This window comes from Roseococcus microcysteis (assembly GCF_014764365.1).
In the GTDB taxonomy this organism is placed as follows: Bacteria; Pseudomonadota; Alphaproteobacteria; order Acetobacterales; family Acetobacteraceae; genus Roseococcus; species Roseococcus microcysteis.
Genome location: NZ_CP061718.1, coordinates 3,940,008 through 3,960,951, shown reverse-complemented (window position 1 = coordinate 3,960,951; position 20,944 = coordinate 3,940,008). Strand labels below are relative to the sequence as shown.

Here is a 20,944-nt window from a genome sequence, read left to right as displayed (position 1 = left end):
CAGGAGGGGGAACGCGTATGGGCCGGCGGCCTGCGGCCTGGATCGGGCTTTATCTCGTGCTGGTGCTGGCACCACAGGCGCTGCTCTTCCTGGGCGAGGTGCCGCCTGGGCGTTCCTTCTGGTGGAATTTCTCCATGGCGACGGGCTTCGCGGCCATGGCCATGATGGGGGTGCAGTTCGCGCTGACCTCGCGCATCCGCAAGTTCAGCGCGCCCTTCGGCATTGACATCATCTACCTGTTCCATCGCTACCTGGCCTGGATCGCGCTGGGGCTGGCGGGGCTGCATTTCGCGCTGCTCTGGCTGCTCTATCCCCACACGCTGGGCGAGACCTTCGACCCGCGCTATGCGGATTGGGAACTGACGGCGGGGCGGGCGGCGCTGCTGCTTTTCGGGCTCGCGGTCGTCACCTCCGAATGGCGCAAGGCGCTGCGGCTTGAATACGGGCTGTGGCGCTACCTGCACGTGATCTTCGCCACGCTGGGCTTCGCGGCGGCCGTCGCGCACATCATCGGCATCGGCTACTTCACGGCGGCGCCGCTGAAGCGCGCGCTGTGGCTGGCCGTCACGTTGAGCTGGCTGGGCCTGCTGGTGTGGCTGCGGGTGGTGAAGCCCTGGCGGCAACGGCGGGCGCCCTGGCGCGTGATCGAGGTCCGGCCCGGACGCAATAAGGTCTGGACGCTGGCCGTCGAACCGGTGGGTCATGGCGGGCTGACGGGCTTCATGCCCGGGCAATTCGCCTGGCTGACGCTGCGCGCCTCGCCCTTCGGGCTGCGCGAGCATCCCTTCTCCATCCTCTCCCCGCCCGAGGCCCTGCCGCGCGTCGAGTTCGGCATCAAGGAGCTGGGCGACTTCACCGGCAAGATCGGCGAGATCAAACCCGGCGAGACGGCCTATCTGGACGCGCCCTTCGGTGTCTTCTCGCCCGCCATGCAACCGGGCGTGGAGGGCTTCGTGGCCGTGGTGGGTGGCGTCGGCGTCACCCCGGTCATGAGCATGCTGCGCAGCCTGTCCGCCCAGGGCGACCGCCGCCCCTTCTGGCTGTTCTACGGCAACAAGAACTGGGAGGACGTCGCCTTCCGCGAGGAGCTGGACACGCTGCGGGACCGCATGGACCTGCGCCTGGTCCACATCCTGGAAGACCCGCCCGAGGGCTGGACGGGCGAGACGGGCTTCGTGGACCAGGCCATGCTGGAACGCCATCTGCCGCCCGCGCCGCGCCCCCGCCTGCACCATTTCCTGTGCGGCCCCACGCCGATGACCCGCGCCGCCGAGGGCGCGCTGCACGCGATGGGTGTGAAGCCCGCACGCGTCCAGACCGAAATCTTCGAACTCGTCTGAGAGGAGGACGCCCATGCGACGCAAGACCGCCCTGTGGCTGGCCCTCCTCACTGGCGCGCTCGTCGTGCTGCTGTCGGCGCTGTTCGCCTGGCTGCGCTAGGGGACGATCTCGATCACCGTGCCGAATTCCTGATCGAGCCGCACCGTGTGGTGGTCCGTCTCGTTGGTGTCGGAGAGTTCGAGGTTCAGGAAATCCACGCTCTCCGCCTCGAAGAAGGGGCCGGCATGCCAGGTGCCCCGCTTCAATGCCAGCGCCACGCCGCCGCCGATGCGGAAGCAGGCGATCCGCGCGGGGTCGGGGCTTTCCGGCGCGTCGGGGTTTTGCGGCGCCGCGAGACAGATGAACCAGTCGCGCCCGCCCATCGCCGCCAGGCATTGCGTGACCTGGCTGTGGCGCGTGATGCCGCGCACCAGCAGCGGCTTGCGGTTCAGCCGCATGATGTAGAGCCGCGGCGTGCCCCGCCCGAGTTCCAGCGCCGCATCGGCGGGGCCGTAGGGTGTGCCATCCTCGCCGGGGGTGATCAGCGTCCCGTAAGGCGCGATGGATTCGGGCGTGGCGGGTTCGGCCTTCAGGCGCAGCGTGGTCAGGGTCATGCGGTGTTCTCCTCGTGCCGCCTTCTTCGCACATCGCGCGCCAGGCTTGCCGCATGAATTGACAGGGCCGGACACCGGGGCTTCGCTTCCGGGCCGACGCAGCATGGCGCGGCCCCGACAGGATTCACCGCCGCATGAGCATCCCCACCGAGACCCTGCACCTCCCCGGCCTGCCCGCCGAGGCCGAGATCATCATGGACCGCTGGGGCATCCCGCATATTCGCGCGGCGACACAGGAAGGCGCCTTCTTCGCCCAGGGCTTCCAGGCGGCGCGCGACCGGCTGTGGCAGATGGACAGCTGGCGCAAGCGGGGCCTGGGCCTGCTGGCGGGCGATCTGGGTGCCGCCTATGTCGAGCGCGACGTGGCAGCGCGGCTGCTGCTCTACCGCGGCGACATGGAGGCCGAATGGGCCGAATACGGCCCGGAGGCGAAGGCCTGGACCACGGCCTTCGTGGCCGGCATCAACGCCTATGTGGACCTCGTGGCGCGCGAGCCCGAACGCCTGCCGCTGGAATTCCGCCTGCTGGGGACTGAGCCCGCGCATTGGGCGCCCGAGGACGTGGTGCGCTGCCGCACCCATGCGCGGGTGCGGAACCTGGATGCCGAGGTCACGCGCAACAACATCGCCGTCCGGCACGGGATGGAGGCGGACCGCTTCCACAAGCTGCTCCAGCCCGACTGGACGGTCATCATCCCCGAGGGTTGGCTGGCGGAGGAAGTGCCGCCCGAGGTGATGCGGACCTATCTGCTGGCGACCGACCCCGCCGCCATCGCCAATGGCACGCCCACCGACCCCATGGCGCTGGACGCCCAGGGCAGCAACAACTGGGCGCTGGCGCCCTCGCGCACCACCACCGGCCGCGCGATCCTGGCGAGCGACCCGCACCGCGTCCATGAACAGCCTTCGCTGCGCTACATCACGCATCTGACGGCGCCAGGCCTCGACGTGATCGGCGCGGGGGAACCGGCGGTGCCGGGGGTGAGCCTCGGGCACAATGACGTGCTGGCCTTCTCGCTGACCATCCATCCCACCGACCAGGAGGACCTCTACGTCTATGAGCTGAACGCCGAGGACCCGGACCTCTATCGCTACGAAGGCGGCTGGGAGCGGATGCGCTTGGTGGAGGAGGAGGTTCCGGTGCGCGGCGAGGCGCCCCGGCGCGTGACCCTGCGCTTCACCCGCCATGGGCCGGTGCTGCATCGCGACCTGTCGCGCCACCGCGCCTGGGCGGTGCGCAGCGTGTGGCAATTGCCGGGCAACGCCGCCTATCTCGCCAGCCTGAACTACCTGAAGGCGCGCAGCTTCGAGGACTACACGAAAGCGCTGGAAGGCTGGGGCGCGCCCTCCAGCAACCATGTGGTGGCGGATGTGGCGGGCAATATCGGCTGGGCCGCGGCGGGGATGGTGCCGGTGCGGACGACCTCGGACGGCCTGCTGCCGGTGCCGGGCGATGGGCGGCATGAATGGGAGGGCATCATGCGCTCCTCCGGCCTGCCGCGGGCGAAGAACCCCGAATGCGGCTGGCTCGGCACCGCGAACCAGATGAACCTGCCCGAAGGCTATGACTTCGCCACCAGGCGCACCGGCTTCGAATGGACCGATGGCGCGCGCTATGCCCGGCTGTCCGAGGCGCTGGCGGGCGACAAACGCTGGTCGGTGGCGGAGACGCTGGCCCTGCAATCGGACACCACCTGCGTGCCCGCGCGGCGGCTCTGCGCGCTGCTGGCCGGGCTGGATGACGCGCACCCGGCCTTCGCGCTGCTGGCCGGCTGGGACCATCGGCTGACGGCGGAAAGCGGCCCGGCGGCGCTGTTCGAGATCTGGTTCGGGCGGCACCTCGTTCCCGGCGTGATGCGGAATTGGGCGCCGGACGGCGTAGCGGCCATGGTGGCCGTGCCCGACACGCAACTGGTCCTGCACCTGCTGGAAACCGACACCGCGCGCCGCGACGCGCTGCTGCGCGAGACGCTGGTCGCGGCCTGGGAGGATACGAGGAAGCGCCTCGGCGACGACCCGACCACCTGGCAATGGGGCGCGCTGCACCAGGGCTATTTCGAACACCCGCTCTCGCGCTTCGCGCCTGCGCTGGCGGCGAAGCTGGATGTGGGGCCGGCGCCGCGCGGGGGGTCAAACCTCACCATCAACAACAATGGCTGGCGGGCCTCGGATTTCCGCGTCATCTCCGGCGTGTCCTGGCGCATGGTGCTGGATGTGGGCGATTGGGACCAGAGCTTCACCATCAACAGCCCCGGCCAGTCGGGCGATCCGGACAGCCCGCATTACCGGGACCTGTTTCCCCTCTGGGCGCGGGATGAATCCGTTCCGCTGCTGTTCAGCCGCGAAGCGGTGGATGCGGCCGCCGAATCCCGCCTGTTGCTGCGGCCCACCGCGTGATGGACGCGGCCCCGCCCCTTTCGCCGCGCGCGGCCGCCACGCGCCAGCGCATCCTGGACGCGGCCATGGCGGAATTCGCCGCCAAGGGCCTGGCGGGTGCGCGTGTGGACGAAATCGCGGCGCGCGCAGGCGCCAACAAGCGCATGCTCTATGCCTATTTCGGCGCGAAGGAGGATCTCTGGCTGGCCGTGCTGGAGGCCGCCTACGCGGCCAAGCGGCAGGAGGAGGAGCAGCTCGACGTCGCCCACCTGCCGCCCGCCGAGGCCATGGCGCGGCTGGTGGCCTTCAACCTGCGCTACACCGCGCGGCACCCGGAATTCGTGGCCCTGCTGAACCAGGAGAACGTCCATGCGGCGGCGCATCTGCGGCGCTCGGGCAATGTGCCGGCACTCTATTCGCCGCTGACCACGCGGCTGCGCGAGGTGCTGGCGCGGGGTGCGGCCGAGGGCCTCTTCCGGCGCGACGTGGACCCCCTGCAGCTCTACCTCTCCATCGTGGCGCTGGGGCACTTCACGGTGGCCAACCGCTTCACCCTCTCCACCATCTTCGGCACCGACCTGGGCAGCGAGAAGGCGTTGGCGGCGCGTGAGGCGCATGCGGTGGAGGTCGTGCTCGGCTACCTGCGCCCCTGATCGCCGCTTGACCTGATGGCGCGTTCCGGCTGAAGTAACCACCTGGTTACTTCGGGAAGGAAACGCGACCATGGCGGAACGCCGCATCGGCCTCATCATGAACGGCGTCACGGGGCGCATGGGCATGAACCAGCACCTCATCCGCTCCATCGCGGCCATCCGGGCCGATGGGGGGGTGAAGCTCGCCAATGGCGATACGCTTATGCCGGACCCGGTCATCACCGGCCGCAACCGCGGCAAGCTGGAAGCGCTGGCGAAGGCTCACAACATCGAGCGCGTCAGCACCGACCTCGACGCCTGCCTCGCCGACCCGAAGGACGAAATCTTCTTCGACGCCGCCACCACCCAGATGCGCGCGGGGCTGATTCGCAAGGCCATCGCCGCCGGCAAGCACATCTATTGCGAGAAGCCCACGGCCGACACGCTGGAGGATGCGCTGGAGCTGGCGCGCCTCGCCAAGCAGGCCGGCATCAAGCATGGCGTGGTGCAGGACAAGCTGTTCCTGCCCGGGCTGCGCAAGCTGAAGATGGTGATCGACAGCGGGTTCCTGGGGAAGATCCTCAGCATCCGCGGCGAATTCGGCTACTGGGTCTTCGAGGGCGACCTCCAGCCCACGCAGCGCCCTTCCTGGAACTACAAGCTGGCCGAGGGCGGCGGCATCATCCTCGATATGCTGTGCCACTGGCGCTATGTGCTGGACAACCTCTTCGGCAATGTCGAGAGCGTTTCCTGCCTCGGCGCCATCCACATCCCCAAGCGGGTGCAGGAGGATGGCAGCACCTACGACGCCGATGCCGATGACGCGGCCTATGCCACCTTCCAGCTGGAAGGCGGGGCGATCGCGCACATCAACTCCTCCTGGTGCACGCGGGTGCGGCGCGATGACCTCGTCACCTTCCATGTGGACGGCACCCATGGCAGCGCGGTGGCGGGGCTGACCGATTGCTGGACGCAGGCGCGGGTGAACACGCCCAAGCCCGTCTGGAACCCCGACATTCCGCAGCCCATCAACTTCTTCGAGGGCTGGCAGAAGGTCCCCGACACCCAGCCCTATCCCAACGGCTTCCGGGTGCAGTGGGAACTCTTCCTGCGCCACATCGCGGGCGAGGTGCCGGACTATCCCTGGAACCTGCTGGCGGGCGCCAAGGGCGTGCAGCTCGCCATGGCCGGGCTGCAATCCTGGAAGGAGCGCCGCTGGGTGGACCTGCCGAAGCTGGAGGCCTGACCGTGCCCACGCTGAACCTGCCCACGCCCGGGGGCCTTGCCGCCTACACCCTCTCGCCGCCGCGCGAGTTTCCGCGCGCCACACCCCCCTTCCCGCGCGTGGCGCTGGCCGCCGCGCATGTGGTGGCGGACCCGATGGCCGAGCAGGACCCCTGGCTCGACGCCAAGATCGACTGGGACCGCACCATCGCCTTCCGCCGGCATCTGTGGTCGCTGGGCCTCGGTGTCGCGGAGGCCATGGACACGGCACAGCGGGGCATGGGGCTGGACTGGACGGCGGCGCAGCAACTCATCCGCCTCAGCCTCGACGCGGCGAAGCACACGCCGGGTGCCGTGATGGCGAGCGGCGCGGGCACCGACCATCTGACCCCCGGCCCGGACGTGACGGTGGACGACGTGATCCGCGCCTATGAGGAGCAATGCGCCGCCGTGGAAGCCATAGGCGGGCGCATCATCCTGATGGCCTCGCGCGCGCTGGCCAAGGCGGCGCGCGGGCCGGACGACTATGTGCGCGTCTATGACCGCGTGCTGCGCCAGGTGCGCGAGCCCGTCATCATCCACTGGCTGGGCGAGATGTTCGACCCGGCGCTGGAGGGCTACTGGGGCCATCACGACCACATGGCCGCGATGGAGGTGGCGCTGGAGGTCATCGCCGCCCATGCCGACCGCGTGGACGGCGTGAAGATCTCCCTGCTGGACGACAAGAAGGAGATCGCGATGCGCCGCCGCCTGCCGAAAGGCGTGCGGATGTATACGGGCGATGACTTCAACTACGCCGAACTCATCGCCGGCGACGCGGAGGGCCATTCCGACGCACTGCTGGGCATCTTCGACCCCATCGCGCCGGCGGTGGGAGGTGCGCTGGCGGCGCTGTCGAAGAACGACCTCTCGACGTTTCACGACATTCTCGCACCCACCGTGCCGCTGTCGCGCCACATCTTCCAGGCGCCGACCCGCTTCTACAAGACGGGCGTGGTCTTCATGGCCTGGCTGAACGGCCACCAGGACCATTTCGTGATGGTGGGCGGGCAGCAGAGCACGCGCAGCCTGCAGCATTTCTCTGAACTCTTCCGGCTGGCGGACAAGGCGGGGCTGCTGCGTGACCCGGAACTGGCGGCGTCGCGCATGCGCACGCTGCTGGCGCTGCATGGGGTGGCGTGATGCGCGCGATCGTGCAGCACCGCAGCCGCGAAGCGGCGAGGAGCGGAACGTGAATCGCGCGCACAACGCCCCGCCGCTGTCGCTCAACACCGTCACGGTGAAGGAGAAATGGGGCCTCGCGCAGTGCATCGAGGGCTGCGCGCGGCAGGGCATTCCCGGCATCTCCCCCTGGCGCGACGTGCTGCACGCCATGGGTGTCGAGGCCGCCGCGCGGCGGATCCGTGACGCGGGGCTGACCGTGACGGGCCTCTGCCGCGGCGGCATGTTCCCCGCCGCCGACGCCGCCGGCCGCGCCGCCGCCATCGAGGACAACCGCCGCGCCATCGCCGAGGCCGCGGCCTTGCACGCGCAATGCCTGGTCATGGTGTGCGGCGGGCTGCCACCCGGCTCGAAAGACCTGCCGGGCGCGCGCCGGATGGTGCGCGAGGGGCTGGAGGCGATCCTGCCCGAGGCGCGCGCCGCCGGTGTCACGCTGGCGCTGGAACCGCTGCATCCGATGACCTGCGCGGACCGCTCGGTGCTGTCCACGCTGGGCCAGGCGCTCGACCTCTGCGAGGCGCTGGGCGATGGCGTGGGTGTGGCGGTGGATGTCTATCACGTCTGGTGGGACCCGGAGCTCGCCGCCCAGATGGCGCGCGCCAAGGGCCGCATCGCCGCCTTCCACGCCTGCGACTGGCTGGTGCCGACGACGGACCTCGTCTTCGACCGAGGCATGCCGGGTGATGGCGTCATCGACATCGCCGCCATCCGGCGCATGGCGGAAGCGGCCGGATATTCCGGATTTACCGAGGTGGAGCTTCTCTCCCGCCGCTGGTGGGGCGAGGACCCCGAGGAGGTGCTTCGCATCATCCGGGAGCGCCACGCCGCCACCCACTGACACCACCACAGAGGCCGCGAACGGCCCGCACGCATCACAGGAGGAAACACCATGTCCAACATCACCCGCCGCGCATCCCTTGCGCTGCCGGCTCTCATCCTGCCCGGGGCCGCGCTGGCGCAGTCCTGGACGCCCACGCGCGGCATCCGCTTCGTGGTGCCCTTCGCGGCCGGGGGTGCCACCGATGTCGTGGCCCGCGTGCTGGGCGAACCCATGGCCGAGCAGCTTGGACAGCCCGTGCTGGTCGAGAACCGCACCGGCGCCGGCGGCAATGTGGGCATGGAGAACGTGGTCCGCAGCCCCGCCGATGGCTACACCCTGCTGATGGGCACGACGGGCACGCTCACCATCAACCCGCATCTCTACGCGCAGCTGGGCTTCAACCCGCTGAACGACCTGACGCCCATCGGCATGGCCTTCGCGACGGACCATGTGCTGATCGTGAACCCGCAGGTGCAGGCGCAGACGGCGCAGGAATTGCTGGCGCTGCTGCGCGCGCGGCCGGGGCAGATTTCCTATGGCTCGGGCGGCAACGGCACCTCGACCCACACGGTGGTGGAGCTGTTCAAGCAGGTGGCGCGAGTGGACATCCAGCACGTGCCCTATCGCGGCTCGGCCCCCGCGCTGAACGACACGGTGGCCGGCACGGTGCAGATGATGCTGGACCAGCTGCCGAGCGCCCTGCCGCAGATCCAGGGCGGGCGCGTGCGGGCGCTGGCGGTGACGGGCGCACGGCGCCACCCTGCCCTGCCCGATGTGCCGACGGTGGCCGAGATCGGCCTGCCGGGCGCCGAGGCCTCCTCCTGGGGCGCGGTGCTGGCGCCGGCCAACACGCCGGCCGCGGTGGTGCGGCGGGTGAACGCGGTGCTGAACGAGGCGCTGTCCCGCCCCGCCGTGCGCGCGCGACTGACGCAGGTGGGCGCGGACCCGGTGAGCTCCACCCCCGAGGAACTCGCCAGCTTCATGCGCGCCGAGACGGAGAAGTGGGGGCGCGTGGTGCGCGCGGCGAACATCACCGTGAACTGAAGGGGATCGCGGGCGGCCATTCCGCCCGCGCCATCGGGCGCATCGCCGCCACATCGGGGAGCACGGCGCTGCCCAGCCCCGGCGTGGCGAGGCTGCCGATGTCGAGCAGCCCCTCGCGGATGGCCAGCCGCGGCCCGCGCGAGGTGTCCGCATAGAGGTCCGGATGCGCGGCGAGGAAACGCGCCGCCACATCGCGCGGCTGTCCGTTGAAGCCGTCAATGAAGTGGTGCCCGTTGCGCTCCACATGGGTCAGGCCCAGCGCGCTGACCAGCGCCAGGTCTTGCTGCACGCAGAGGCCCGAAAGGGTGGTGAGGTCCTCGCCCGAGAGGAAATGCCGCGTGCCGCCCGCCTCCGCATTCCAGGCGCGGCAGCGCGCGAGGTTGAGGAAGGAGCGCCAGATGCCCTTGCAACTCTTGCTCGACACGCCCGCATAGCCGAGGCCACGCGCCACCACGAAGGCATCGAGCGGCCCGTCGCTCTCGTCAATGATGACGGGGCGTTCGGCGGCCAGCGCCGCCATGCCCGTCTCCAGCGCGCGGGCGCGCTTCACCGGCTGCTCGATGAAGAGCACCGAGGCCACGAGGCGCCGGAGGCGTGGCTCCGCCTGCATGGCGCGCCACAGCGCCAGCGCGCCCTCGGCATCCTCATACTGCTCGTTGCCGTCGAGCGTGACATGGTAGCCGTGCAGCCGGTCGAGCACGGAGGCGATGCGGCACAGCCTGTCAATATCGGCGCGGAGGTCGCCACCCACCTTCAGCTTCCACCAGCCATGGCGATAGGTGGCGGTGACCTCCTCCAGCGTCTCCGGCAGGCCGTCATTCACGCGGGATTCCACATCGGCCGCCGTGATGGGGTCCACGAGGCCCACGGTGTGCCGCGCATGGATGCGGGCGGGTGCCCGCGTGGCGGCCAGCATCGCCCCGGCGTCGAAGCCGACCAGCGCGGGATCGAGCCGGGCGGGCGCGAAGCCCGTGATCCCGGCGCGCAGCCCTTCGTGGAAAGCCAGGCCACGCAGGCGCAGCAGCGCGTCCAGCGCGGCACGGTCCACGAGCGCACGGCCGAAGCTTGCCACCAGCGGGTTCAGCCCCTCGGCGCCGCAGGCCTCGGTGTGGGAGCGCGTCGCCGTGGCATAGTGGCCAAAGGCGGTGTCCGCATCGGCGGCCAACGCGCCCGCCATCGCGATCTCCAGGCTGCGGCGCAGCTGGTGCTGGTTTTGCGCGTCGCTCAGCGCGCGGTCCTTGTCGAACCACTTGGCGGCGAGCGTCTCGGCCGCCATGCCCTCGCCCTCCTGGCCGTCCTCGGTGCGGATGCGCGCGCGCAGGACGGCCTGGATGCCATCGCGCACCGTGATCACGCCGAAGCGGAAGGGCATGCGCAGCGTGAAGGACCACTCGAAGGCCTCAAGCGCGGTGATGCGGAATTTCATGGTCGTCTCCCTGCCGCTGCTTAGCACCTCGCGCGCGGATCGCGGGAGAGTTCCCGCAAACATTGCTTGCGGCGGATGCGGGCGGTTTCATATGCTCTACGCATCAAGAACATAATGGGTGGTGGCTCATGGGTTGGTGGAAGGCTGCGGCGCTCGCCGCGGCGGTTATGCTCGTGCCTGCGGTGGCTTCGGCCCAGCAGACCACCTTGCGGATCGGCATCGCCTCCGCCGATGCGGGCGTGCTCGACCCGCACCTCAACTCCACCACGCCCGGGCGCGGCTTCCTGCAGCACATCTTCAGCGGGCTGGTGCGGCTGCGCCCCGGTGAGCTGAGCCCCGAGAACATGGAGCCCGACCTCGCGGAACGCTGGGAAAGCTCCGCCGATGGGCGGACCTGGACCTTCCACCTGCGCCGCGGCGCGCAATGCCACCACGGCTTCGGCGAATTCACGGCCGAGGATGCCGTCTTCTCGCTCCGCCGCGCGGCCACGCGCGAGACCTCGGCCTTCTCCTCGGACTACACCGCCTTCGACACCGTCGAGGCGGTGGACAGCCACACCGTCCGCATCACGCTGAAGAACAACATGCCGAGCCTGCTCGGCGTCGTCATGAACTACGCGGGCGGCTTCATGGTCTGCAAGGCGGCCGTGGAGCAGATGGGCAATGAGGGCTTCCGCCGCCGCCCCGTGGGCACCGGCCCCTTCGCCTTCGCCGAATACGTGCCGCAGCAATTCGGCCGGCTGACCGCGCATGAGGGGTATTTCCGCGGCGCGCCACAAATCCGCGAGATCATGTTCCGCTTCGTGCCCTCCGACGCGGCGCGCGACCTGGCCTTCCAGGCCGGCGAGCTGGACATGATCTATGGCCGCCAGGACCAGAACTGGTTCACCCGCACCCGCGCCCTGCCCAATGTGCGCGTGGTGGCGATGCAGCCGGCCGAGATGTCGGTCATCCACCTCAACATGACCATGCCGCCGCTGAACGACATCCGCGTGCGCCAAGCCATCGCCCATGCGCTGAACCGCGACCAGGTGGTGCAGCTGCGCGGGCGCGACACCTCGGTGGCCGCGGAATCCGTGGTGCCGCGCGGCTATCAGGGCCATGCGGCCGTGCCGCTGCCGCCGCACGACATCGCCCGTGCCCGCGCCCTGCTGGCCGAGGCCGGGCACCCCAACGGCATCACCATCCGCAGCATCCACACCACGCTGACCGGCATGATGACGGTGATGGAGGCCGCCCAGGCGCAGCTGCGCCGCGCGGGCATCACGCTCGAGATCACGCCGGTGGAACACGCGACCTTCCACCAGCAGATCCGTCAGAACCTCTCGCAGGTGGTGCATTTCCAGGCGGCGCGCTTCCCGGTGGCGGACATCTACCTGACGCAGTTCTTCCACAGCCGCTCCATCGTGCAGACGCCGACCGCGGTGACCAACTTCTCCCATTGCCGCGTGGCCGATGAGCAGATCGACGCGGCGCGCAGCGAGACCGATGCCGCGCGCCGCAACGCGCTTTGGCGCGAGGCGCAGGAGCGGATCGTGGCCGAGGTCTGCGGCATTCCCATCTATGAGCAGCTGCAGCTCTGGGCCTACCGCGACAGCATCGAGCTGGGCTACGAGCTGCGGGCCGCGCTGAACCTGGCCCCGCCCATCCTGCACACCACCCGCTTCACGAGGTGATGGTAGCCGCGTGAGCACCTTCATCGCGCGGCGCTGCGCCTTCGCCCTGGTCACGCTCTGGGCGGTGCTGACGCTGGTGTTCGTCATCGTCCGGGTCGTGCCCGGCGACCCCGCCCAGGTCATCCTGGGCGAGCAGGCGACGGCCGATGCCATCGCCGCCATGCGCACGCGGCTCGGCCTCGACCGGCCGCTGGGCGTGCAATACATCGAATTCCTCTGGGGCGCGCTGCGGGGCGATTGGGGCGTCTCGCTCGTCACCGGGCGGCCCGTGGTGCAGGAGGTGCTGGCGGTCCTGCCCTGGACCATCGAGCTCACGCTGGCGGCACTGGTCATCGGTGCCGCGGCGGGCATTCCTCTGGGCGTCTGGGCGGCGGTGAACCGCAACCGCGCGACGGACTACGTGATCCGGCTGGCGTCCCTGCTGGGGCTGTCCTTCCCCGCCTTCGTCTCGGGCATCCTGCTGCTGATCTTCTTCGCCATCCAGCTGCGCTGGGCGCCGGTGATGTCCACCCAGGGCGGCAGCTTCTCGGCCTGGCTGGGGGCGCTGGCGCTGCCGGCCATCAACCTCGGCCTCATCATGGCGGCCTACATCACACGCGTCACGCGCTCGGCCATGCTGGAGGTGCTGGGCGAGGATTATGTCCGCACCGCCCGCGCCAAGGGCGTGCCCTGGCGGGCCGTCGTCTGGCGGCACGCGCTGCGCAATGCGCTGATCCCCATCATCACCATCGTGGGGCTGTATCTCGGCGTGCTGATCGGCAACTCGGTGCTGACCGAGATCGTCTTCAACCGCCCGGGCCTGGGCAAGCTGATTGTGGGCGCGCTGAACCAGCGTGACTACACGCTGCTGCAGGGGATGATGGTGATCTACACCTTCGTCGTCATCATCGTGAACCTGCTGACCGACCTCGCCTATGGGGCGGCCGACCCACGGGTGAAGCTGAAATGACGGGCACCACCACCCTCCTGCGCGCCTTCAACACCAACAAGACCTCATGGGCGGGGCTGATCGTCCTGCTGGCGGTGGTGGCGCTGGCGGCGCTGGCCCCCTGGATCGCACCGCACGACCCGATCGAGCAGGACATCTTCGCGCGCCTCGAAGGCCCCTCCGCGCTCTATCCGCTGGGGACGGACCAGTTCGGGCGCTGCATCCTGTCGCGGCTGCTGCACGGGGCGCGCTACAGCCTGTTCATTGGCATCACCTCCACGCTCGCGGCCATGCTGGTGGGTTCGCTCATCGGCATGCTGGCCGGCTGGTATGGCGGGCGGTTCGACGTGGTGGTGATGCAGGCCATGGACGTGCTGCTGGCCTTCCCCGCGCTGATCCTGGGGCTGATCCTGGTCGCGATGCTGGGGCCGACGCTGCCCAACATCATCCTGGCCATCGCCGCCACCTCGGTGCCGGCCTTCGCGCGCATCGCGCGCGCCCCCACCATCGCGGTGAAGGAACGCGAATATGTCGAGGCCTGCCGCGCGCTGGGCTATTCCGATGCGCGCATTCTCTTCCTGCACATCCTGCCCAATATCTTCGCGGAGATCCTGGTGATGTCCTCGCTGTGGCTGGCCAGCGCCATCCGCACCGAGGCCTCGCTCGCCTTCATCGGCCTGGGTCTCCGCCCGCCCATCCCGACCTGGGGCGGCATGATCCGCGAGGGGTTCGAGAACATCCTGGACAGCTATTGGCTGGCCATGGCGCCGGGTGTGGCCATCCTCATCGTCGTCTTCGCGTTGAACCTGTTGGGCGACGGGCTGCGCGACGCGGTGGACCCGAAGCTGAAGGGCGAATCGTGACCACGCCCGTCCTCGCCGTCGAGAACCTCACCGTCAGCTTCCGCGCCGATGGGGAATGGCGGCCCGTGGTGCGGGACCTCTCCTTCACGGTGAATGAGCGTGAGACGCTCGCCGTGGTGGGCGAGAGCGGCAGCGGCAAGAGCGTCACCGCGCTGTCCGTCATGCGGCTGCTGCCGCCCGCGCAATCCCGCGTGGAGGGGCGCATCGCGCTCGACGGCCGCGACTTGCCGCCGCTGCCCGAGCACGAGATGCGGCGGGTGCGCGGCAACGAGATCGCGATGATCTTCCAGGAACCCATGACCAGCCTGAACCCCGTGCTGACCGTGGGCTTCCAGGTCGCCGAGGCGCTGATCTACCACCGCGGCCTGGGCCGCGCGGCGGCCGAGGCGGAGGCGCTGCGCCTCTTCGACCGAGTCCGCATCCCCGCCGCGAAATCGCGCTTCCACGAATACCCGCACCGCTTCTCGGGCGGCATGCGCCAGCGCGTGATGATCGCCATGGCGCTGGCCTGCCGCCCCCGCCTGCTCATCGCGGATGAGCCCACCACCGCGCTCGACGTCACCATCCAGGCGCAGATCCTGGAACTGGTGAAGATGCTGCAGGAGGAGGAGGGCATGTCCGTCCTCTTCATCACGCATGACATGGGCGTGGTGGCGGAGATCGCGGACCGCGTGGTGGTCATGCACCGCGGCCGCGCGGTGGAGCAGGGCGAGACCACGCGCATCTTCATGGGCGCACAGGCCCCCTATACCCGCGCCCTGCTGGCCGCCGTGCCGCGCCTGGGTTCCATGGAGGGCCAGGCGCGCCCCATGCGCTTCCCCGTGGTGGACACGGCCACGGGCGAGAGCGACATCCCCGCCCCCACCCCGGACACGGTGGAGGCGGCGCAACGCCCGCTGCTCGAGGTGGCGGGGCTAGCCACGCGTTTCGACATCCGCTCGGGCCTGCTCTCGCGCGTCACGGGGCGCGTGCATGCGGTGGAGGATGTCTCCTTCGCCCTGCGTAGGGGCGAGACGCTGGCGCTGGTCGGCGAATCCGGCTGCGGCAAGAGCACCACGGGGCGCTCCATATTGCGCCTGGTGCCGCCCTCGGGCGGGCGCATCCTGTTCGAGGGAACGGACATCGCCACACTCGACCGGCGCGGCCTGGTCGCCATGCGACGGCGCATGCAGATGATCTTCCAGGACCCCTTCGCCTCGCTCAACCCGCGCAAGCGCGTGGGCGCGGCGCTGGCCGAGCCCATCGTGGTGCATGGCCTGGCCGGGCGGGAGGAGGCGCGGGCCCGGGTGGCGGAGTTGCTGCGCCGGGTGGGGCTCGATCCCGCCATGGCCGAACGCTTCCCGCATGAGTTCTCGGGCGGGCAGCGGCAGCGCCTGTGCATCGCGCGCGCGCTGGCCTTGGAGCCACGGCTGATCGTGGCGGATGAGGCGGTCTCCGCGCTGGACGTCTCGGTGAAGGCGCAGGTGCTGAACCTGATGCTGGACCTCCAGGCGGAACTGGGCCTCGCCTATCTCTTCATCTCGCACGACATCGCGGTGGTGGAGCGGGTGAGCCACCGCGTCGCCGTGATGTATATGGGCGAGATCGTGGAGATCGGCCCGCGTGCCGCCATCTTCGGCGATGCGCGCCACCCCTACACGCGCCGCCTCATGGCCGCCGTGCCGGTGCCGGACCCTCGGCGCGGGCGCATCCGGCGGGGGCTGGATGCGGATGAGATCCGCTCACCCATCCGCGCGCCCGACTATGTGGCGCCGCCGCGCCGCTACACCGAGGTCTCGCCCGGCCATGTGGTGCAGGACTGGGGCACGGAATGGGAGAAGTTGCCGGCATGAGCGCCACGCTGGACCTCTCCGCGCTGCAGGAGGCGCCCTATTGGTGGGAGGCCGCCCCGCGCGAGGCGGCCGATGACGCGCCCCTGCCAGACGCCGCCGATGTGGTGGTGGTGGGTGCGGGCTATGCGGGGCTTTCCGCCGCCCTCACCCTGGCCCGCGCGGGACGCGAGGTGCTGGTGCTGGACGCCGAGGCGGCGGGCTTCGGCGGGTCGAGCCGCTCGGGCGGCATGGTGGGCCACGGGCATCGCCTGAGCTATTCGGCCCTCATCGCCCGCCACGGCCGGCCCAAGGCCCAGGCGCTGATCCGCGAGGGCATGGCCGCGCTGGACTTCGCCACGGGGCTGATCACGCGCGAGGGAATAGACGCCCGCTTCCGCCGCATGGGCCGTTTCCGCGGTGCCGCCACCCCCGCCGACTACGAGATGCTGGCACGCGAGGCGGAGCTGCTCGCGCGCGAGGTGGGCCTTCCCGTCGAGGTGGTGCCGCGCGCCGAACAGCACCGCGAAATCGCCTCCGACCTCTACCATGGCGGGCTGCTCTTCCCCTCGCATGGCGGGCTGCACCCGGCGCTGTTCCACCAGGGGCTGCTGGCCGTGGTACGGGCGGCGGGCGCGCGGGTGGTGGGGCATACGCCCGCCCTTTCCATCATGCGGGAGGGCGCGGGCCATCTGGTCCGCACGCCGCGCGGCGCGGTGCGCGCGGGGGCGGTGCTGGTCGCGACCAATGGCTATTCCGGCGCGCGGCCCGCGCCCGCGGTCGCACGGCGCGTGGTGGCCCTGCCCTCCTTCCTGATCGCCACCGAAAGGCTGGGCGCCAATCGCGTGGGCGCGCTCATCCCGAACGGGCGCATGCTGGTGGAGACGGCGTCCTCGCACCTCTACTTCCGCCCCTCGCCGGATGGCGAGCGCATCATCCTGGGCGGCCGCGCGGCGCTGCACCCCATCCCGCTGCGCGAGGCGGCGGCGCGGCTGGGCGGGCATCTCCAGCGCGTCTTCCCGGGCCTTGGCGCGCTGCGGCTCGATCATGTCTGGACGGGCAACGTCGCCATGACGCGCAGTGACCTGCCGGGCATCGGCCAGGATGGCGAAGGGGTCTGGTATGCCGTGGGCTGCAATGGCTCCGGCGTCGCGCTGATGCCCTATCTGGGCCACAAGGCGGCGCTGCAAATGCTGGGTGAGGCCGAGGGCGCCACCGCCTTCGACGACGTGCCCACCGGCAGCACGCCCTTCCTCTTCGCCCGGCCCCTGCTGCGCCGCGCGCTCAGCGCCTGGTGGCAGGCGCGCGATAGGCTGGGGCGGTGAGCATGGAAAGCTTCGACGCGGTGGTGCTGGGCGGCGGCGCGGTGGGCTGCGCCACCTTGTTCCACCTGGCGCGCCTCGGCTGCCGGCGTGTGCTGCTGCTGGAGCGGGGCGACATCGCGGGCGGCACCACGGCGCAATCCTCCGGCATTCTTCGCACCTACTATTCGGTGCGGCCCAATGTGGCGGTGGCGCGGGCGGCGCTGGCCATGTTCCAGGATTTCCCGGCCCTGCTGGAGGATGAGGAGGCCGATTGCGGCCTGGTCCGCACCGGCTACCTGGCCGTGGCGCCAGAGGGCAGGGCGGCGGAAGCCCTGGGCCGGACCATCGCGGCGCAACAGGAGCTGGGCATCGCGGCGCGGCTGGTGGACCATGCCGAGGCGCGTTCCATCCACCCCTGGCTCGACCTCTCGGACATCGCGCTCTGCGGATACGAGGAAGAGGCGGGCTTCGCCGACCCCTACATGACCGCCCAGGCCTTCGCCCGCGCCGCCCGCCGCCAGGGCGCCGTGATCCGCCAGGGCACGCCGGTGCTCGGCCTGCTGCGCGAGGGCGGACGGGTGCGCGGCGTCCGCACCGCGGCGGGCGACATCGCCGCCGGCGTCGTCATCAGCACGCTGAATGTCTGGAGCCCACTGCTGCGCGGCTGGGCGGAGGCGGAAATTCCCTGCCACGCCTCCCGCCATCTGGTGGCCAGCTTCGCGGCCGATGCGCCCTATACGAGGGCGCTGCCGGTGCTGAAGGATTTCGCCTCTCCGCTGATGCTCTACTGCCGCCCCCATGCGGGCGCGGAAATCCTGGTGGGTGCGGGCGATGCCGGCGACGAGGTGGCCGACCCTGATGGCGGCACCGGCGACATCCCGATGGATTGGGTGGCGGAGGTGGGCGCGCAGCTCGCCCACCGCATGCCGCGCTTCGCGGAGCATGGGCGCTTCGTGCGCGCCTGGGCCGGGCTCTACGACACCACGCCCGATTGGAACCCGGTGCTGGGGCCCCTGCCCGGCATCGAGGGGCTGCTGGTGGCTTTCGGCTTCAGCGGGCACGGGTTCAAGCTCTCGCCCATGGTGGGGCGGATGCTGGCCCAGGCGGCGCTGGGCCTGCCGCCCGACCTGCCGTTGGACCCCTATCGCGCCACGCGCTTCGCCGAGGGTGCGGCGCTGTTGGGCGCCTTCGGCAGCGGCGCGGTGTCCTAGCGCGGGTTAAAGCCCCAGCCGGTCCAGCACGCGCCCCTGCCAGACCCGCGCCGCCACGCCCAGCTTCCAGAAACCGTGGAAGGGCATGGGGCGGATGTCGGTGATGGGCATGTCCACCTCCTCCCCTTTCAGCCGCCGCGCGATCTGCGCGCCCATGGCCGTCGCCATCGCCACGCCGCGGCCATTGTAGCCGAGGGCCGCGATCAGCCCCGGCGCGGGCTCGTGCAGGTGGGGGTAGTGGTCCGCGGTGATGGCGAGTTGCCCGTTCCAGCCATGGGTCCATTCCACGCCACGCAGCACGGGCCAGAGCTTCTGCGCGTAATCCGCCAGGTAGCGGATGGAATCCGGCCCCGGCAGCGGCCGCTGCGGCCCTCGCCCGCCGATGACCAGGCGGTTCTGCCGGTCCATGCGGTAATAGGTGGTGATGCGCCCGGCCTCATAGAGGGAGGCCCGCCGCGGCATGATGCCGCGCGCCACCTCCTCGGGCAGCGGCGCCGTGGCGAGGATGGAGCTGAACACCGGCACCACGCTGCGCCGCAGCCCGGGCCAGAGGTCATCGGTGTAGCCATTGGTGGCCAGTACCACCTGCGCGGCCCGCACCGCGCCTTGCGGCGTCTCGACGCGCCAGCCCTCGCCGGCGCGTGAGAGCTTCGTGGCCGGGCTGCCGCCATGCACCCGCGCCCCCTGCCCCATCGCCGCCCGCGCCAGGCCGCGCGCATAGGAGAGCGGCTGCACGTCGCCGCCGCGCGCATCCAGCATGGCGGCGGTGTAGCGCGCCGTGCCGGTCAACGCCGCCGTTTCCGCCGCGTCCAGGAAGGTCACGGGCCAGCCGCGGCGGGCGGCCTGCTCGGCGCTGTGCCGCACCTCCTCGGCCGCGCGGGCGCCGATGGCCGCGCGCAGCGTGCCCTCCTGCCGCGCCTCGCACGGAATCTGGTGGCGGCGGACCAGGGCAAACAGCGCATCGGGCGCGCCATAGGACAGCGCCAGCATCCGCCCGCCGAGATCGGGGCCGAAATCGCGCTCCACCACATCGGGATCATGCTTCAGGCCGGGGTTCACCTGGCCGCCATTGCGGCCGGAGGCACCCCAGCCCGGCTCCTGCGCCTCCAGCACGATGACGGAGGCGCCCGCCTCGGCCAGGTGCAGCGCGGCGGAGAGGCCGGTGAAACCGCCGCCAATGACGCAGACATCCGCCTGGGCCTCACCCTCCAGCGGCGGCGTATCCGGCGCCGCGACGGCGGTGTCGGCATAGAGGCTGGGCGGCAGCGGGCGCCGGGTGTGCGGGGGCAAGGGCGGTCTCCGGACCAGGTGGGCAGGCTGGTCGCGCAGGCTTGCCCCCGCCTCGGGCCCTGTCAACGCGGCGGTGAGCGCGCCGTCACTCGATGCGGATGTTCGCCTGCCGGATCACGTCGCTGAACACCTCGCGCTGGGCGCGCAGATTGTCGGCGAAGGCCTCGGTGTCACGATAGGTGGGCTCCACGCCGGCGGCCGCCATGCGCTGCAGCAGCGTCTCGTTGCGCATGACCTCGCGCATCGCGTCCGCCAAGCGCGTGACGATGGGCGCGGGCGTGCGCGCGGGCACCATGAGGCCGAGCCAGGCGCCAAGGTCGAAACCCTCCAGCCCCGCCACGCGCGAGAGCGGCGGCACGTCGGGCGCGAGGGTGCTGCCATTGAGCAGCGAGATGCCCAGCGCGCGGAGGTTGGCCGAGCGGATCACCGGCTGCGTGGCGGCCAGCGTCTCGACCACATAATCCACATGCCCGCCCGCCACCGCGGCCACGCCGGCCGCGCTGCCGGTGAAGGGCACATGCGTGACCTCGAAGCCGAGGCGGCGGTTGATGGCCTCGGACACCAGATGCGCCGTGGCGCCCGCCCCGGAGGAGGCGAAGGTGTAGCGCCCGGGCGCCGCCCGCACCGCCGCGATGAATTCCTGCATGTTCGTCGCCGGGAAGCCCGGCCGCGTCACCAGCAGGTAGGGCGAATTGCCCGCCATGGCGACGGGTGCGAGGTCACGCTCCACGTCGAAGGGCAGTCGCCGCAGCAGGGGCGCCACGCTGACCGGACCGGAGGAGGCCGCCAGCAGCGTGTGCCCATCGGGCGCCGCCTTGGCCACGTTGTCGGTGCCGATGGTGCCGCCCGCGCCGGCGCGGTTGTCGGGCACCACGGGCTGGCCGAGCAGCGGCGTCAGCCCCTCCGCGATCAGCCGGCCGATGATGTCGGTGGCCTGGCCCGCCGGCCAGGGGATGATGAGGCGGATGGGCCGGGCGGGAAAGCTCTGCGCCACGGCCAGGCCCGGGGTGGCCAGGGCGAGGGGGGCCAGCGCGGCCCCGCGCAGCAAGGTCCTGCGTTCCATGAACGTCTCCTCCATGCGCCACGCCTGCATGGGCGGGCGTCCTGCGCGCCGTGGTTCCGGCGCCGGGCAAAGTCTAGGCGGAGGAGCACGCCCTTCGAAAGGGGCGCGCGGTTGACGGGGGGCGG

The 20,944-nt window shown here is 70.9% G+C and carries 17 protein-coding genes; 13 read left to right on the top strand and 4 right to left on the bottom strand.

Annotated elements, in window-relative coordinates:
* The first annotated feature begins 17 nt into the window (after positions 1–17).
* Entirely contained in the window at positions 18–1,340 is a 1,323-nt protein-coding gene (locus tag ICW72_RS19200) for a ferredoxin reductase family protein (protein ID WP_191084132.1), read from the top strand.
* 96 nt (positions 1,341–1,436) lie between these two features.
* On the opposite strand, the gene ICW72_RS19195 is transcribed toward ICW72_RS19200, so the two are convergent.
* Positions 1,437–1,934, bottom strand: a complete 498-nt coding sequence (locus tag ICW72_RS19195) for an ureidoglycolate lyase (RefSeq protein ID WP_191084131.1) — start codon at positions 1,932–1,934, stop codon at positions 1,437–1,439.
* 134 nt (positions 1,935–2,068) lie between these two features.
* Between ICW72_RS19195 and ICW72_RS19190 the strand changes: the two genes are divergently transcribed.
* The 6 genes from ICW72_RS19190 to ICW72_RS19165 all read left to right on the top strand — a co-directional run bounded on the left by ICW72_RS19190 (position 2,069) and on the right by ICW72_RS19165 (position 9,250).
* Complete coding sequence (locus tag ICW72_RS19190) at positions 2,069–4,330, top strand: penicillin acylase family protein (protein WP_191084130.1); 2,262 nt, start codon at positions 2,069–2,071, stop codon at positions 4,328–4,330.
* Positions 4,330–4,962, top strand: a complete 633-nt coding sequence (locus ICW72_RS19185) for a TetR/AcrR family transcriptional regulator (protein ID WP_191086340.1) — start codon at positions 4,330–4,332, stop codon at positions 4,960–4,962. Before ICW72_RS19190 ends, ICW72_RS19185 begins: the two co-directional genes overlap by 1 nt.
* A gap of 70 nt (positions 4,963–5,032) precedes the next feature.
* On the top strand, positions 5,033–6,187 hold the full coding sequence (locus tag ICW72_RS19180; RefSeq protein ID WP_191084129.1) for a Gfo/Idh/MocA family protein: 1,155 nt from the start codon (positions 5,033–5,035) through the stop codon (positions 6,185–6,187).
* A 2-nt stretch (positions 6,188–6,189) separates the two neighbouring features.
* Positions 6,190–7,347 (top strand): dihydrodipicolinate synthase family protein, encoded by a 1,158-nt coding sequence (locus ICW72_RS19175; protein ID WP_191084128.1) that lies wholly within the window; start codon positions 6,190–6,192, stop codon positions 7,345–7,347.
* Between the two features lie 49 nt (positions 7,348–7,396).
* Positions 7,397–8,224, top strand: coding sequence for a sugar phosphate isomerase/epimerase family protein (locus tag ICW72_RS19170; protein WP_223880694.1), 828 nt, complete (start codon positions 7,397–7,399; stop codon positions 8,222–8,224).
* Positions 8,225–8,275: 51 nt separating this feature from the next.
* Positions 8,276–9,250, top strand: a complete 975-nt coding sequence (locus ICW72_RS19165) for a Bug family tripartite tricarboxylate transporter substrate binding protein (RefSeq protein ID WP_191084126.1) — start codon at positions 8,276–8,278, stop codon at positions 9,248–9,250.
* Here ICW72_RS19165 and ICW72_RS19160 read toward each other — a convergent pair.
* Complete coding sequence (locus ICW72_RS19160) at positions 9,237–10,676, bottom strand: enolase-like domain-containing protein (RefSeq protein WP_191084125.1); 1,440 nt, start codon at positions 10,674–10,676, stop codon at positions 9,237–9,239. The genes ICW72_RS19165 and ICW72_RS19160 overlap by 14 nt on opposite strands.
* A 167-nt stretch (positions 10,677–10,843) precedes the next feature.
* On the opposite strand from ICW72_RS19160, the gene ICW72_RS19155 reads away from it, so the two are divergent.
* The 6 genes from ICW72_RS19155 to ICW72_RS19130 are packed head-to-tail and all read left to right on the top strand — an operon-like array spanning position 10,844 to position 18,466.
* Entirely contained in the window at positions 10,844–12,352 is a 1,509-nt protein-coding gene (locus tag ICW72_RS19155) for an ABC transporter substrate-binding protein (protein WP_223880693.1), read from the top strand.
* Between the two features lie 10 nt (positions 12,353–12,362).
* Positions 12,363–13,301 carry an ABC transporter permease gene (locus ICW72_RS19150; protein WP_191084123.1) on the top strand — a complete coding sequence of 313 codons (939 nt, stop codon included), beginning with the start codon at positions 12,363–12,365 and terminating at the stop codon, positions 13,299–13,301.
* Complete coding sequence (locus tag ICW72_RS19145) at positions 13,298–14,143, top strand: ABC transporter permease (RefSeq protein ID WP_191084122.1); 846 nt, start codon at positions 13,298–13,300, stop codon at positions 14,141–14,143. Before ICW72_RS19150 ends, ICW72_RS19145 begins: the two co-directional genes overlap by 4 nt.
* A complete protein-coding gene (locus ICW72_RS19140; protein ID WP_191084121.1) occupies positions 14,140–15,975 on the top strand; it encodes an ABC transporter ATP-binding protein in 1,836 nt (611 codons plus the stop codon). The genes ICW72_RS19145 and ICW72_RS19140 overlap by 4 nt, the downstream gene beginning before the upstream one ends.
* Positions 15,972–17,276: an NAD(P)/FAD-dependent oxidoreductase gene (locus tag ICW72_RS19135; RefSeq protein ID WP_191084120.1), complete on the top strand. Its 1,305-nt coding sequence runs from the start codon at positions 15,972–15,974 to the stop codon at positions 17,274–17,276. Before ICW72_RS19140 ends, ICW72_RS19135 begins: the two co-directional genes overlap by 4 nt.
* Before the next feature lie 2 nt (positions 17,277–17,278).
* Positions 17,279–18,466, top strand: a complete 1,188-nt coding sequence (locus ICW72_RS19130) for an NAD(P)/FAD-dependent oxidoreductase (protein WP_191084119.1) — start codon at positions 17,279–17,281, stop codon at positions 18,464–18,466.
* A 6-nt stretch (positions 18,467–18,472) separates the two neighbouring features.
* Here ICW72_RS19130 and ICW72_RS19125 read toward each other — a convergent pair whose 3' ends face one another.
* Together ICW72_RS19125 and ICW72_RS19120 are read right to left on the bottom strand one after the other, a co-directional pair.
* Entirely contained in the window at positions 18,473–19,756 is a 1,284-nt protein-coding gene (locus ICW72_RS19125; RefSeq protein WP_191084118.1) for an NAD(P)/FAD-dependent oxidoreductase, read from the bottom strand.
* An 85-nt stretch (positions 19,757–19,841) separates the two neighbouring features.
* Positions 19,842–20,819, bottom strand: coding sequence for a Bug family tripartite tricarboxylate transporter substrate binding protein (locus tag ICW72_RS19120; RefSeq protein WP_191084117.1), 978 nt, complete (start codon positions 20,817–20,819; stop codon positions 19,842–19,844).
* Positions 20,820–20,944: the final 125 nt, after the last annotated feature.